Here is a 14,432-nt window from a genome sequence, read left to right as displayed (position 1 = left end):
TGTTCATTGCCAGCCAAACTTACGGATGTAGTAGCCCTTCACCGCCTGGGTCAGTGCCATGTATGCCAGCAGGATCACCGGCAGGAACACGAAGTACAGTGACGGCAGTGCCTGCAACTTGAAGTAATGCGCCAGTGGTCCCATCGGCAGGAAAATCCCCACCGCCATGATCACACCGGTCATCACCATCAATGGCATTGCCGCACGGCTTTGCAGGAACGGAATTTTCGGGGTGCGGATCATGTGCACGATCAGCGTCTGGGTCAGCAGCCCCACCACGAACCAGCCGGACTGGAACAGGGTCTGGTGGTCAGGCGTATTGGCATCGAAGACATACCACATGAGTGCGAACGTGGTGATGTCAAAAATCGAACTGATCGGCCCGAAAAACAGCATGAAACGGCCGACATCTCCCGGCTGCCAGCGCTGGGGTTTGCTCAGCATCTCGTCGTCGACGTTATCGAACGGAATCGCAATCTGCGAAATGTCATACAGCAGGTTCTGCACCAGCAAATGCATCGGCAGCATCGGCAGAAACGGAATGAACGCACTGGCCACCAGCACCGAGAACACGTTGCCGAAGTTGGAACTGGCCGTCATCTTGATGTACTTCATGATGTTGCCGAAGGTTTCGCGGCCCTTGAGCACGCCCTCCTCCAGGATCATCAGGCTCTTTTCCAGCAGGATGATGTCGGCGGCCTCCTTGGCGATATCCACCGCGCTGTCCACCGAAATGCCGATATCAGCCGTACGCAGTGCTGGCGCATCGTTAATGCCGTCGCCCATGAAGCCGACCACATGCCCGTTGGCCTTGAGCAAGCGCACGATGCGTTCCTTGTGGGACGGCGTCAGCTTGGCGAACACATTGGTGGTTTCCACGGCCTTGGCCAGTTCGGCGTCGGTCATGGCTTCGATGTCGTTGCCCATCAGCAAGCCCTGTTGCTCCAGGCCCACTTCGCGGCAGATCTTGGCCGTGACCAGTTCGTTGTCACCGGTCAGCACCTTTACCGCCACACCGTGGGCTTTGAGCGCCTTGAGCGCTGGCGCGGTGCTTTCCTTGGGCGGGTCCAGGAAGGCGACATAGCCGATCAGCGTAAGGTTGCTCTCATCCGCCAGGCTGTAGGTATCGCGCCCCGGTGCCATCGGCTGCGCGGCCACGGCGACTACGCGCAGGCCTTCTTCGTTGAACGCGGCGGTCACCTGGCGGATGCGCGCCAGCAGGTCTTCAGTCAGCGCTTCGTTGACGTCGCCGTGACGCACGTTGTTGCACACCGACAGAATCTCTTCCACGGCGCCCTTGCAGATCAACAGGTGCGGCTGGTCGTGCTCGGCGACCACGACGGACATGCGGCGGCGGTTGAAGTCGAACGGGATCTCATCGACCTTCTGGAACGCCGTGCCGACTTTCAGCTCGCGGTGCACTTCCACATGTTCCAACACCGCCACATCCAGCAGGTTTTTCAGGCCGGTCTGGTAGTAGCTGTTGAGGTAGGCCATTTCCAGCACGTCATCGGACTCTTCGCCCCACACGTCCACATGGCGCGCCAGGAAGATTTTGTCCTGGGTCAGGGTGCCGGTCTTGTCGGTGCACAGCACGTCCATGGCACCGAAGTTCTGGATCGCATCCAAACGCTTGACGATGACTTTTTTGCGCGACAGGAACACAGCGCCCTTGGCCAAGGTGGAGGTGACGATCATCGGCAGCATTTCCGGGGTCAGGCCCACGGCAATCGACAGCGCGAACAGCAGTGCCTCGGTCCAGTCGCCCTTGGTGAACCCATTGATGAACAGCACCAGCGGCGCCATCACGAACATGAAGCGGATCAGCAACCAGCTGACCTTGTTGACGCCATGCTGGAACGAGGTGGTGGCGCGATCAGTCGCGGTCACGCGCTGGGCCAAGGCGCCGAAATAGGTGCTGTTGCCGGTGGTCAGGATCACCGCCGTCGCCGCGCCGGACACCACGTTGGTGCCCATGAACAGGATGTTCTCCAAGTCCAGCGGGTTGCGGGTCTTGGCGTCCTGCTGCTGGGCAAATTTCTCCACCGGCATCGATTCACCGGTCATTGCCGCCTGGCTGACGAACAGGTCCTTGGCGCTGAGCACGCGGCAATCGGCGGGAATCATGTCCCCAGCGGACAGTACGATCAGGTCGCCCGGCACCAACTGCTTGATCGGCAGTTCGATGCGCTTGGCTTCATCGCGGCGCAATACCGTCGCGGTGTTGCTCACCATGGCTTTCAGTGCATCGGCCGCCTTGTTGGACTTGGCCTCCTGCCAGAAACGCAGCAGGGTCGACAGCACCACCATGGAGAAAATCACCGTGGCGGCCTTCATGTCTTCGGTCAGCCAGGAGATCACCGCCAGCAACGTCAGCAACAGGTTGAACGGGTTTTTGTAGCAGTGCCACAGGTGCACCCACCATGGCAGCGGTTGCTCATGCTCGACTTCATTGAGGCCGTATTGCACGCGCAGGGCGTCGGCTTCCTGAGTCGTCAAACCCTCGGAATGGCTGCCCAGGGTGCCGAGCAACTGCACCGCACTGCTGTTGGCCGAGACCACCAGGGTTTGCGCCAGGGTCGGCGGCACTTCGCGGCTGACGCTGGCGTCGGTCACGGTTTCGAGCATCGCCAGGCGGCGGAAATGCCGGGCGATGTGCCGGGTCCGCAGGAAGCCGGCAAAGAACTCTTTCAACAGAGTCAGGTTCATGGTGTTACTCCTGCGCGAGGAAAAAACCGTCGTGCAGGTACCGCCGTCTGCACCGCGCCTGTTTTACAGGCACAGCCAGCTTGGCCCGCCTGCCGCAAAAGGCAGGCGCGTCCGTAGCATCCCGAGGGTGAGCCGGGTGCTGGTCAGCGTCGATGAGAGGGATTCGGGCAGGTGCCAGGACTGGCCGCCGCCGGGATGCCGCTTCTCGCTATTAGTGGCGAGACAACGGCATCGGAAAAATGCGCGTTACCTTGCCAAGCCTGTGCCGGTTACCGAAACCGGCCGACTACTGTCACTCGAACAAGTACCCACTGAGGGTCTCCGCTATTGATGAAAACGCGCGAAGCTTACGCCCCGATGATGAGAGAGTAAACCGTAGGAAAGTTTACATATGGGGAATAAGAGGATTCTTCAGGGTGGGTTCAGGAAGGTGCATCCACTTGATCTCGCGGCACCAATGCCAGGTAATCCCCCACCTGCCCACCTGTCAGGGCCTTGACCTGAATCGATACGCTGTTCACCTGACGCCCCATCGTGATCCCTTCGCGGGTGCGTACTTGCACATAGCCAAGCTTAGGCCAGAAGCGTTCGGCCTTGGCATTGCCGATGACTACCGTCAAACGCAGCCATTGAGCGCCGTTGCCCGCAGCCCAAGCTTCAAGATCGGCGTGCAGCCGCTGCGCCAACCCAGTGCCATGCAAGCGTGCATCCACCAGCAACAGCCCGATATGCCAAACACCAGCAGCCAGCAAGTGCGCCGCAATGTTCACCACCGCCACCAGCTGGTTTTCCAGATCGCGGTAACCCAGCCAATACATCCGGCTGCACGCCCACCCTGCGGGCAACTGTCCCTGCAATTCCTCATGCGCTTCAGTCGCAGTGGCCGGTTCGCCGTTGACCGCCATGAAGTAATCCGGCGCCCGCTCAAAAAACCGCTGCAACTCGGCTTCATCGCGATCCCCCAGCTCAACGACCTGAATGCCCGCGACGGAACACGCCGGCAACCCGTGTGAATCAACTTCCATGTTCACCACCCTCAATCGTCCCGCGTCAGCACTTCCAGCAACTCAATCTCAAAACGCAGGTTGCTGTTGGGCTTGATATGCGCGCCCATCGACCGCTCGCCATAGGCCAGATGCGCCGGTACGAACAGGGTGCGCAAGCCGCCTACCTGCATGCCCATCAAGCCCAGGTCCCAGCCCTTGATCACACGGCCAGTGCCGATCACACACTGGAACGGCTTGCCGCGCTCCCAGGAGGAATCGAACACCGTGCCATCTTCCAGGGTGCCGGTGTATTGGGTGGTGATCAGTGCGCCTTTGACCACGGCTTTGCCGGTGCCGGGGCGGATGTCGGTGATTTGCAGTTCTTCGGGGCTCATGGGGAATCCGTTGGATAGATAGTGTTTGCTTGAGTTGTGTTTCGCAGATAGGGCATTAAATCCAAGTCGAGAATCGCCCAGAATCCACCGGAAAAATCAGGATTATTCAGGTGGGCATCGATCGCTAACGCTTGCGGAAGTTGTTCTTGATCGGCAATCACCCCTTCAAGGTGCAACGCCAAGGCCTCGCGGACATTATGCAGCGCTTCGGAAAAAGACCTTCCCGCAGAGAAACACCCCGGCACGTCAGGAATGGTCACGCCGTAGTACGAGTCCGCGTCTTTGTGTACTACCACAGGAAACTTCATTTTTCCTCCTCTGGATAAACCCTTGAGGGCCATTCAGCCGAATCATTATTTGAGGCTTACTGTTTTTTTACCAGCGTGCTAATCACCTCCGCACAGAATGTGGGTGCGCGAGCAAGAAAAAAGCAGTGACATTTCCCTTTATCTCGCAGGACGTTTCCGAGAGAATCCCAACCGCTTGCGCCGCTCAAATCACGTGGCTAGTCTTCGTCGGTCACTGCCCATTCAGTGATTCGGGGTTTGGTAGACCACGAGTGATTAGGCGCTAAGCGCCCCCTTCTGCAAGGCGCTTTTTTTCGGCCCTGCGTTATGGTGGCCGTGCGCAGGGCACCCTCGGGTGCACCGGGTCCTAATCACCGGTCTACCAATCTGCGTACGGTCACCACCCTAAAAGTCGTTTGGTAGCGATGGTGGTGATATTCCAACTTAGATTAGGAGTTGAACCCATGGACAAACCTGTCCCCGCGCCACCCGCTTCAGAACTGCAATTCTTCACCACCACCCCAGACCTCAGCTTCGAAGACGCCCTGGCTCACGCCAGCAGCGTGTTGCGTTGTGCCGCCGTTGCGGCGCAGACGGCGGGGGATCAACTGGAAGGGACTTCACGCACGTTGGTGCTGTCGGTCATGCACCTGGTGGACATGGCCAGTGTGATGGTGGATCGGTCGCTGGAGTGTATGCAGCCGAGCTAACACAATGTCGCTCAGAGTGAGGGAGCATGCTCCCCACTTTATTCGCTTGCACTGCCCCTACGAAAAAATACGAATTTACTGTGCCAAAATCCAACGCTAGCCTATTTCTGGCTAGTAACACTCACGGCCATCCTGTTCCGAGTCCATTAACTCTGAACTGGGAATATCAGAATGACCATCGGTTCCAACTTCAATTACCCCGCAGACACAGCCCAACACCTCCATCGAAAAAAACGATCCAATAAGAGCAAATGGGCAGCCAGGTTCCCCAATCCACCTGATTTGTGTTTCGACTACCGGGCGCTCGTGGAGCAGGTCAATGGAATTGCCCAGGCTACTGAACCCCACCATAAAATATGCATTATTGGTGCTGGCATCACAGGATTGACAACTGCACGTGAACTTTACCGATGCGGCTTCACAAACATAACGTTAATTGAAAAGTCAACGCGCATTGGCGGCAGGCACCTCACCGCTCTTGGGAATAACAATACCCACACCGTTGGCAGACCGCCTTTCGAGATGGGCGCAATGAGAATGCCGTTCTTCAACACATCAGACGAACCGCCTAAAGATGGGCGTTCACTCATGGCCTATTACGCCAACGAATTCGAATTGCGCCACACAGACTTCCCCAATCCAGGCAGCCCTGCGGTGCGATCCACCGGTATATTTCTACGAGAAGGAAGCGTCGATGACAGCGCAGAACCCACCATGCTTATCTGGAAAAACATGGATGGAAAAACACCGCCTCCAGGTCAAACACTGGGCAATGTTTTCGCAAAATGGAAAGCCTTCGCCGAGCGCATGACGTTGATCGTCTCCGAACATTACGGTACTGAAGGCTGGGAGAACATATGGAATTTAATAGTCAAAAAATACGAAAGTGTTTCCTTCCGCGACTTGGTCCAAATGCCAAGCATCGGTAGCTGGCAATCAAGTGACCCTGGAAACTTCGGTGGCATGGGCATGACTGCACAGGAATCCGCGGTTTTCTACTCCATCGGCATTGGTGATGGCAGTTGGGGGGCATTCTATGACGTGTGTTCACTTTACCCCCTGCGCACGGCGATATTTGGATTCAGCAGTCATCTGCAATTAATTCACGGGCGTGTGAACGCGGACGGCACACCGATGGCGTCGCCTTACTTAGACCATCCCGAGCCCTTGGATTCGAGAGGTCTGGCTTTCAACAAACCCAACTACATCGGACTTGGATCCCTGGCCGAATCCATACTCTTCATCAAACCCAAAGAAGCACATGAGTCTTTATACGAGCACCTCATAAAAAGTCATTCCGGGCTCATGACCAATTGTGCAGTAACAAAAATCAAGAAACTGAAAAACGGGAAAACACGAGTCTATTTCGGCTGGAACGCCACACAAAAAGAAAACGCAAAAAAAGAATTCATCGATTATGACTCCGTAGTAATAACACTACCTTCATGGCTGATCGAAACGCAAATATCAATTGAAAACTTCAACCCGGAAATGCTCCCCTTTGAAATCATAGAAGCCTACAAAACAGCTCATTGGGAAACCAGCTGTAAAGTGTACGCACCACTCAAAAAAACGTTTCTTTCTCACAATAAAAAAATCCCTCAAGCCATCGTGACGGATAGCTTGGTTCATGATGTATATACCTACCGCTACAACCCTAACCATACCTACGACTGCATCCTTCTCAGCTACACATGGGAAGACGACGCCACAAAGCTATCGGTATTCACCGATGAAGAACTCGTTGATAGATGCATCGAAGACCTCGACAGAATCCTTTTGAAATCTACCAACATCAAAGAAAAAATATCACCCTACATCGGACGTAATCACGCGGTGGTTCAACGATGGATGAATGACAAAAACTCGCTTGGCTGCGCAAAGCTTTATCGTGCAGGTACTTATTACGACGCCATGAAGCTACTGAAATACAATCGAGACTTTTCTCACAAGTCAGGCTTGTACCTATGTGGTGAATCCTTCTCCGTAGATGCGGGCTGGACGGAGCCCTGCTTCAGGGGAGCAATCGATACCGTGATAAACATTTGTAATAGAACGCAAGCCGCTTTCAACGGAGGTTTTACTATAGACGACTACCCAACCTATAAAGCCGAACCATAAAAGAAAGAGACTACAACGTTACGGGAATCACCTGACTTTTAATTAAACACTTGCTCGCCTCTTATAAACGCCCAACCGAATCACGGTTGTATAACAATAAGAGGTCACCGCCATGAGCGAACCAGCAAGCCCCGCACGCGTAGCCGTCATCCAACTGGACCCTCAGGTTGGCATGAACAACCGAGCCAACAATCTGGGTCAAAGTCTTGCGCTGGCGACAAAAGCCGCAAACGGTGGAGCGAACCTGATCGTACTGCCCGAGCTTACCAATTGTGGGTATTTCTTCAGCAGTCGCCAGGACGCCTTTGATCATGCCGAACGGGTTCCAGGCGGCGAAAGTGTGCAGGCGTGGATAGATTTTGCCTGTAAGCACCAGGTTTACCTGGTGGCAGGCCTGTGTGAAATAGACGGTATGCAGTTGTTCAATACGGCTGTGCTGCTAGGCCCCGATGGGTTTATCGGCAAATACCGCAAGGCGCATCTATGGAACCTGGAAAAGCTCTGGTTCACGCCTGGTGATACCGGATTTCCAGTATTTGAAACCCCGATAGGCCGTATTGGCCTGCTGATTTGTTGGGATATCTGGTTCCCGGAGGTGCCACGTATTCTCAGCCAGCAGGGCGCCGACATTATTTGCAGCCTGAACAATTGGGTGTGGACGCCACCGCCGCTGTTCGATGAGGCAGGCAAATGCATGGCGTCTTACCTGACGATGACCGCCGCCCACGTCAATAACGTGTTTATCGCTGCCGCCAGCCGCATTGGCGAAGAGCGGGAAGCGCGTTACCTCGGATGTTCGTTGATTGCCGGAACCAACGGCTGGCCGATTGGCGCGGTAGCTTCAGCCAATCGTCAGGAAATCCTGTTCGCCGACATTGATATCACCAGCGCCCGCAGTGCTCCGATCTGGAACAGCCTCAATGACCTGCAGCGTGATCGACGCAATGATCTCTACGATCAAATGCTCGGCTACTCCCAACACCCTGCCCTTCCACGCTGATCAGAGGGCGCACTATGAAAACACTCATTACCGAAACAAGGTCCAACCGGTCCAGGGCAGATCTCACCGTCCTGATACTGGGATTAGCCAGTGTGCTACTGGTGCTGTGGGTGGCGCTCAACAACCAATGGTCCTGGCCAGGCTACGCCGAGATGATCGCAAGCCTGCCCCACCCTGTTGCCTGGCTACGGTGGATAGTCGGGGATATCAGTGAAGTAGCCTTCTACAAGCACGAACTGGCATCGCTCGGTTTGTTGAGCGGCGCCTACCTGGCATGGTGGGCGAGCAAGCACGGTAAAGCCTGGCAGGGATTTTCTATTTCCTACGGAACAGGGTTATGGCCTTGGTTGGTAACCAGTTCACTGCTGGGGTTAATGCTGAGTAATCTACTGTGGGGCTGGAGCGTCACCGCACAGACGTGGCAACCAACGTTTGCGGCATTCGTCTCGTTACCGGCAGCCATGGTGCTGATGTTCGGCGGCGGCTGGAAAGTTGCCGTAAACGGTGCAGTGTTGGGCGCATTGCTGGTGACCCCCATTTGCCTGCTGATCGTGAACTTCGTGTGCGTTCCACTGGGTCTTCCAGTGGTGATCGGCAATGTGGTGGGCATGGCGATTGGCAGTGTCATTGCATTTGTAGCGTGTCGTCGAGTGCCGTCTCTGGTGAGTTCTGATTACATAGCCCCCGCCAAGCCAGCACCCGCGAAGCCGCCCACTTACGGTATTGTCTGGAGCCTGCGTCGGGTGTTGGCGGACTTCTCCGAAGCGCCATTTTTCGGAAACGAACTCGCGAGTCTCGGGTTGCTGGCAGGTGTGTTGGTGGCCTATGCACTGAACCCGATCAGCCCGGCGTATGGATCAGACCTGGTTTTGCCCCTGATCACTGCCCAGGCGCTGACATCGGCAATGGGTGTTGCGATATGGCGAAAACAGTGGATGAAACGAGGATGGTACCCGACCTACGTTCCGCTGGTCTCTGTAGTCCCCGCGGCTGTGTTAACCCATGGTGGTAGTTGGACAGTCATCGGTTCAAGTGCTCTGCTTGGGGCTCTGGTCGCGCCGCCACTAGCCTGTGCGATTGCGGGCCGCTTGCCCGCACACTTTCACCCGTACATTGGCAATGTCACCTCAATGGCGTTGAGTACGTTGATGATAGTGCCTTTGGTGGGTTGGTTGATCGAGATGTAGCCCTTGCCCCACGCTGTATTCTTCATGCAGCGTGGGAACAGCTTTTTCCCCTTACAGCCAATGCCAAAACCGACTCCAAAACCCCCGCCCCAAATAATCCTTGCACCGCGCATACTGCGCCGCATACAGCTGTGAACGCGCCTGCACCTTGCTCGCCACCGGCGGCAGCCAGGCCTTGGCGGCGTAGGTGCGTTGGCGGTAGCCGCCCCAGCCTTCGTGGTAGTTCAGGTACTGGCCATACGCGTCGTATTTGTAGACGCCGTTGACGGTGTAGGTCTTGTCCATGTACCAACCGACAAAGTCGATGGCGTCGTCAAAGTCCTGGCGGCTGGCGCCGCTGCGGCCGGTGCTCTTGCGGTAGTCGTTCCACACTTCGTCCTTGGCTTGGGCGTAGCCGGCGGCGGTGGAGACGCGGCCCCAGGGGATGATCCACAGCAGGTATTTGCGCGGGGCCAGGGCGTCCTGGTGGAAGCCGGACTCCTGATACATGATGGCGAACGGCACCTGGATCGGTACCCCCCAGCGTTTTTGCGTGACTTTGGCGGCGTCGTACCAGTCGTCCTTTTCGCGGAAGATGCCGCAGAGGTCATTGGGCGTGCGGGGCGGCGAGGTGCCGCACGCCGCCAACAGGGAGGTGAGTAGTAACAGTCCGACGGCTTTGGCTGCGCTCAAGGGGCACCTTTGCGAGATACGCGTAAAAAGACCGGCATTTTACGCGTTCATTGAGGTGAGTGCCGATGTGTCATCCAGTCGTTTTGATAACGGCGGTGACCTCCAATTCCAGCATTCCACCGCTGGGCAACCCCGCCACGCCCACCGCCGACCGCGCATGCCGGCCCTGCTCGCCAAACACATCAATCAACACCTGGGAAGCGCCGTCGACCACGTTGGAAAAGCGCTGGAAACCCTCGCCGCCATACACAAAGCCACGCACAAATAGAATGCGCTCGACGTTCTCCAACCCTACCGCCTGATCCAGCACGCTCAAGGCGCGCAACGCGCAGGTTTGACCGGCTTGTGTCACCCGCGCTGGTGAGGTCTGGTCCGTTACCGGTCCGCTGATCACGCCATCGCCCAGCCGGCACACTTGTCCACTCACATAGGCTACACCCGCATGAATCGTCACCGGCACATAGTCACCCTTGGGGCCTGGCGCCTCGGGCAGTTGCAAGCCCAAGGCGGCGACACGCTCGCGAATACTCATGCCGGCTCCTCGACAAATTCCACATGCCCACCCAACCAGCACCCCTGCACCTGCCCTGCCGCATCGTGACGAAAGCGCAGCGAAATCTGCGAAGGCCGCCCCATCGCGCGGCCCTGGCGGATGTACACCGGACGATCGTCAGCAGTCACCAAGCCGTTTTCCAGCAGGCCAAAAGACAAGGCCGCGGCGGCGATACCAGTGGCGGCGTCTTCCGGGTACCCCGAGGATTTGGGGAATTGCCGGGCATCAAACTGGCGACCTTCAAGGTCCGACGGCGCGTAGGGATACAACCCCGTGGAACCAATGCGCTCGCACAGTTGCTCCATGCGGCGGAAGTCCGGCTTGAGGCTGTCCAGCACCGCCACGCTTTTTAGCGCAACCAGTGTTTTAACGCGGCTGGTGCGGGCGTTCTGGATCGGCAACGGCGCCAGTTCATTGGACGTGATGCCCAACACCGACAGAATTTCGGCCTCCACCTGCGGGTCGCTCAAGGTTTCAACCTGCCCCTTGGGTTGGCTGATTTCGACTTGAATCTGCGGCGTGCCGGCATGGGTAATCCGTGCATCAACCCGCCCGCTCAACGTCCACAGCGCCAGGCGCTCCTTGTGCAGCATGCCCAATTGATCCAGCAGCCAAATGGCACCGACGGTGGCATGGCCGCACATTTCCATCTCATGGTTGGGCACCCAGAAACGCAGGGCAAAATCGAAATCGCTGCCGGCCGGTGCGGCAAACACAAAGCCGCACTCATGCCCGTAATCCCGGGCGACTTGCTGCATGTCGGCATCACTCATGCCGTCGGCCAGCGCCACGGTGGGCGCCGGGTTGCCGCCACGCGCGGTGGCGGGAAATACATTGACCAGATGAACCTCGGGCGTCATTTCGCCTCTCCCTTGAGGGTGGAAACAGTCGGCGCCACGGCGTCGACGATGGTGTTGGTGTAGACCTGCTGCGGGTCGAGTGTCACCGGATCATTCTCGACGGCGTTCATGAAACTGATGTTCTTCTCGACGCCGTCTTTTTCGATACGCGGCGTGGCCGGGTAGGACGGCAACGAAGCCGTCCAGGCTGCGTCGAATATCGCCGCATCGGTGTGGGCGAAGTACGGGCGCACCGACTCGCGGGCCTTGTCCGGTTCACTGGCGATCAGGTGTTCGGCTTTCCAGATAGCGCGCACCAGTTTCTCGGCGGTGGCCTTGTTGCTGCTCAACCAGTCCTCGCGGGCGATCATCGCGGTGAACAGGAAGCCGTCCAACGGTTTGTATTCGCCCTTGGCCAGGTCCATCAATACAAACCCGCCCTGCTGCGCCGCCGTGGTGACGGTGGGCGGCGACAGCGAGAAGCCGTTGATGCTGCCCTGGGAAAACGCTGCCAGCATGTTCGGCGCGCCACCGATGGGCATGATGGTGAAGTCCTTGTCCGGGTTCAGGCCGGCGTCCTTGGCCAGGTAGCGCACCAGCATGTCGGTGGTGCTGCCGGGGCCGGTCACGCCGATCTTCAAGCCTTTGAGGGCCTGGGCACGCGCCGAAATGGGCGACGCGGCCGACACCCCAGCCTTGCGCGCCGACTCGCCATCGATTACCACGGTGCTGCCGAACTGGGTCTGCACGGCGGCAAACGCCTGCACGTTCTGGCCTTTGGAACGCGCGCGCACCGCGACCGCCGGCAGGCCGACGTAGGCATCCGCGTCGCGGCCGAGCACGGCCGTCAACGCCGCCGAGCCGCCCTTTTGAAACACGATCACTTCCACATTCAGGCCTTCTTCGGCGAAGTAGCCCTGCTTCTGCGCGACGTAGATCGGCACATACAGAAAGCCTTCGCTGGGGAACGCCAGGGTGACCTTGGTGAGGTCCTGGGCCTGGGCGGCGGGCAGGAAGGCAGCGCACAACAGACCGACAATCACAAGACGCTTAAGCATGATCAAGCTCCAAACCAGAGGGGGTTAAACCGCGACTTCACGTTCCGCTTCATTGGCTTTCCACGGCATCAGCTTGCTTTCAGCCAGCTTCACCGCCGTGTTCAGGATCAGCGCCAGGGCAATGATCCCCACCAGTGCGGCAAATACGCCGGCGGTGTCGAACTGCGAGGCCGCATCCGACAGCAGGTAACCCAGGCCACGGTTGGCGGCGATGATCTCGCCCACCAGCGCGCCGATCAGCGCATAGGGCACCGACAACCGCAGGCCGGTGAACACCCAGGTGAAGGCCGAGGGGATCACCACCATGGTCAGCAGGTCGCGCTCCTTGGCGCCCATCAGGCGCAGGATGGTCAGTTGCTCGCGGGATACGTTGCGCACGCCGCTGTAGGTGTTGAGGAACACCAGGAAGAACACCACCGCCGCAGTGAGGATGACCTTCATCGGCAAGCCGATGCCGAACCAGAGGATGAACAGCGGCGCCAGCGCCACTTTCGGCAGGCTGTAGAACGCGGTCAAAAACGGATCGAGGATGTCGGCCAGCAACTTGGCACGGCCCAATACAAGGCCAGCAATCAAGCCCGCGAGAGAGCCGAAGAAAAAGCCCAGCACCGCCTCCAAAGTAGTGATGCCGGCATGGTAGAAAAACACGCCGTTGAGCAGGATCTTCCACAGGCTCTGGGCCACGGCCGAAGGGCGGCTGATGAAGAATTCCACGCCAAACCAGCGCGACACGCCTTCCCACAACAGCATGAGGAACACCAGGAACAGCAAGCGATAAACCTGGATCATACGACCTCCAGCGAGTGAGCCAATGAAGAAGGGTCAGCGGCGCCAGCAACGTCGGGCGCCAGGCGTTTCCACAGTTCGGCACAGAGTTCCACGTAGCGTGGGTCGGAGCGCAGTTGCACCAGGTTGCGTTCGCCGGTCAGGGGAATGTCGAGCACATGGTCGATGGTGCCGGGGCGACCGGCGAACACCACGCAGCGGTCGGCCAGGGCGATGGCCTCGTCAACGTCATGGGTGACGAACAGCACGGTTTTGTTGAGCTTGCGGCACAGGCGCAGCAGTTCGGTCTGCAGGGTCAGACGCATTTGCGCATCGAGGGCGCCGAAGGGTTCGTCCATCAGCAGGGTTTCCGGGTCGCTGGCCATCAAGCGCGCCATGGCCGCGCGTTTGCGCATGCCGCCGGAAAGTTGGTTGGGGTAGCTCTCGCCGAAACCGGTGAGGCCCACCAGCGCCATCAATTCCTCCACCCGCGCCTCGATCTCGGCCTTGGGCACGCGGCGAATCTGCAGCGGCACCGCGATGTTGCCCGCCACCGTGCGCCAAGGCAGCAGGTGATCGGCCTGGGTCATGTAGCCGACCCGGGTGTTCACGCCTTTGACCTCGGCACCGTCGTAATGCACCACGCCTTCGGTGGGGCCGAACAGCCCGGCGGTCATGTTGAGCAAGGTGGACTTGCCGCAGCCCGAGGGGCCGACCAGGGTGATGATTTCGCCGCGTTGGACCTCCAGCGACACATTGCGCACGGCCACAAACTGGCGGCCCTCGACTTTGAAGCTTTTTTGCACGCCTGAAAAACGGATAAAGGGTTTTGCGCTCACCGCCCCTCCTCGTCCGGTACGCCGGACTTGTTTGTTGTTGGTGAGCAGAGGATGAACGGATGACAGATTTGTGGCGCACGGGATCGGGCCGGATCATGCGCGGGATTGGGACAGCGGTGATTGGGATTGCGCCTGGAGGAACCGACTCGAATGTGGGCTTGCCCGCGAAGGCGGCCTACCAGACAACCACTACCTAACTGTCACACCGCAATCTAACTGTAGGAGCTGGCTTGCCTGCGAAGGCGGCCTGACAGCCGACCTGGATGTTGGATCTGATCGGGTACATATCCGTTATTTGGGTAACGGCTGCT

The 14,432-nt window shown here is 58.2% G+C and carries 14 protein-coding genes; 4 read left to right on the top strand and 10 right to left on the bottom strand.

The features are described from left to right. Nucleotides 1-3: 3 nt before the first annotated feature. The 4 genes from mgtA to CI807_RS17400 form a co-directional block, all read right to left on the bottom strand. Complete coding sequence (gene mgtA / locus CI807_RS17415; RefSeq protein ID WP_095015505.1) at nucleotides 4-2,709, bottom strand: magnesium-translocating P-type ATPase; 2,706 nt, start codon at nucleotides 2,707-2,709, stop codon at nucleotides 4-6. Nucleotides 2,710-3,131: 422 nt separating this feature from the next. Beyond that, nucleotides 3,132-3,734 carry a GNAT family N-acetyltransferase gene (locus CI807_RS17410; protein ID WP_095015504.1) on the bottom strand — a complete coding sequence of 201 codons (603 nt, stop codon included), beginning with the start codon at nucleotides 3,732-3,734 and terminating at the stop codon, nucleotides 3,132-3,134. A gap of 11 nt (nucleotides 3,735-3,745) precedes the next feature. Then, nucleotides 3,746-4,090 carry an FKBP-type peptidyl-prolyl cis-trans isomerase gene (locus CI807_RS17405; RefSeq protein ID WP_095015503.1) on the bottom strand — a complete coding sequence of 115 codons (345 nt, stop codon included), beginning with the start codon at nucleotides 4,088-4,090 and terminating at the stop codon, nucleotides 3,746-3,748. Beyond that, a complete protein-coding gene (locus tag CI807_RS17400) occupies nucleotides 4,087-4,398 on the bottom strand; it encodes a type II toxin-antitoxin system HicB family antitoxin (RefSeq protein ID WP_095017574.1) in 312 nt (103 codons plus the stop codon). Before CI807_RS17400 ends, CI807_RS17405 begins: the two co-directional genes overlap by 4 nt. A 443-nt stretch (nucleotides 4,399-4,841) precedes the next feature. On the opposite strand from CI807_RS17400, the gene CI807_RS17395 reads away from it, so the two are divergent. The 4 genes from CI807_RS17395 to CI807_RS17380 all read left to right on the top strand — a co-directional run bounded on the left by CI807_RS17395 (nucleotide 4,842) and on the right by CI807_RS17380 (nucleotide 9,395). After that, complete coding sequence (locus CI807_RS17395) at nucleotides 4,842-5,087, top strand: DUF6124 family protein (RefSeq protein ID WP_016976709.1); 246 nt, start codon at nucleotides 4,842-4,844, stop codon at nucleotides 5,085-5,087. Between the two features lie 171 nt (nucleotides 5,088-5,258). Then, nucleotides 5,259-7,208 (top strand): FAD-dependent oxidoreductase, encoded by a 1,950-nt coding sequence (locus CI807_RS17390; protein ID WP_095015502.1) that lies wholly within the window; start codon nucleotides 5,259-5,261, stop codon nucleotides 7,206-7,208. 112 nt (nucleotides 7,209-7,320) lie between these two features. Continuing rightward, nucleotides 7,321-8,208 carry a nitrilase family protein gene (locus CI807_RS17385; RefSeq protein WP_095015501.1) on the top strand — a complete coding sequence of 296 codons (888 nt, stop codon included), beginning with the start codon at nucleotides 7,321-7,323 and terminating at the stop codon, nucleotides 8,206-8,208. 14 nt (nucleotides 8,209-8,222) lie between these two features. Next, nucleotides 8,223-9,395: a hypothetical protein gene (locus CI807_RS17380; RefSeq protein ID WP_177409584.1), complete on the top strand. Its 1,173-nt coding sequence runs from the start codon at nucleotides 8,223-8,225 to the stop codon at nucleotides 9,393-9,395. A gap of 51 nt (nucleotides 9,396-9,446) precedes the next feature. Here the strand turns inward: CI807_RS17380 and CI807_RS17375 are convergent, their stop codons facing one another. From CI807_RS17375 to CI807_RS17350, 6 genes are all read right to left on the bottom strand, one after another. Then, on the bottom strand, nucleotides 9,447-10,067 hold the full coding sequence (locus CI807_RS17375; protein WP_095015500.1) for a hypothetical protein: 621 nt from the start codon (nucleotides 10,065-10,067) through the stop codon (nucleotides 9,447-9,449). A 70-nt stretch (nucleotides 10,068-10,137) separates the two neighbouring features. Beyond that, nucleotides 10,138-10,599 (bottom strand): RidA family protein, encoded by a 462-nt coding sequence (locus CI807_RS17370; RefSeq protein ID WP_095015499.1) that lies wholly within the window; start codon nucleotides 10,597-10,599, stop codon nucleotides 10,138-10,140. Then, nucleotides 10,596-11,480 (bottom strand): PhzF family phenazine biosynthesis protein, encoded by an 885-nt coding sequence (locus tag CI807_RS17365; protein ID WP_095015498.1) that lies wholly within the window; start codon nucleotides 11,478-11,480, stop codon nucleotides 10,596-10,598. The genes CI807_RS17370 and CI807_RS17365 overlap by 4 nt, the downstream gene beginning before the upstream one ends. Then, the gene (locus tag CI807_RS17360) at nucleotides 11,477-12,517 is read right to left on the bottom strand and encodes an ABC transporter substrate-binding protein (RefSeq protein ID WP_095015497.1); all 1,041 of its coding nucleotides are present in this window, start codon (nucleotides 12,515-12,517) and stop codon (nucleotides 11,477-11,479) included. Before CI807_RS17360 ends, CI807_RS17365 begins: the two co-directional genes overlap by 4 nt. 24 nt (nucleotides 12,518-12,541) lie before the next feature. Next, complete coding sequence (locus CI807_RS17355; RefSeq protein ID WP_016976714.1) at nucleotides 12,542-13,306, bottom strand: ABC transporter permease; 765 nt, start codon at nucleotides 13,304-13,306, stop codon at nucleotides 12,542-12,544. After that, a complete protein-coding gene (locus CI807_RS17350; protein WP_016976715.1) occupies nucleotides 13,303-14,121 on the bottom strand; it encodes an ABC transporter ATP-binding protein in 819 nt (272 codons plus the stop codon). The genes CI807_RS17355 and CI807_RS17350 overlap by 4 nt, the downstream gene beginning before the upstream one ends. Nucleotides 14,122-14,432: the final 311 nt, after the last annotated feature.

The sequence above is a fragment of the Pseudomonas sp. NS1(2017) genome, assembly GCF_002269425.1.
In the GTDB taxonomy this organism is placed as follows: Bacteria; Pseudomonadota; Gammaproteobacteria; order Pseudomonadales; family Pseudomonadaceae; genus Aquipseudomonas; species Aquipseudomonas reactans.
The sequence above is the reverse complement of the archived record's forward strand: the minus strand, read 5'-3'. Positions and strand labels throughout refer to the sequence as shown.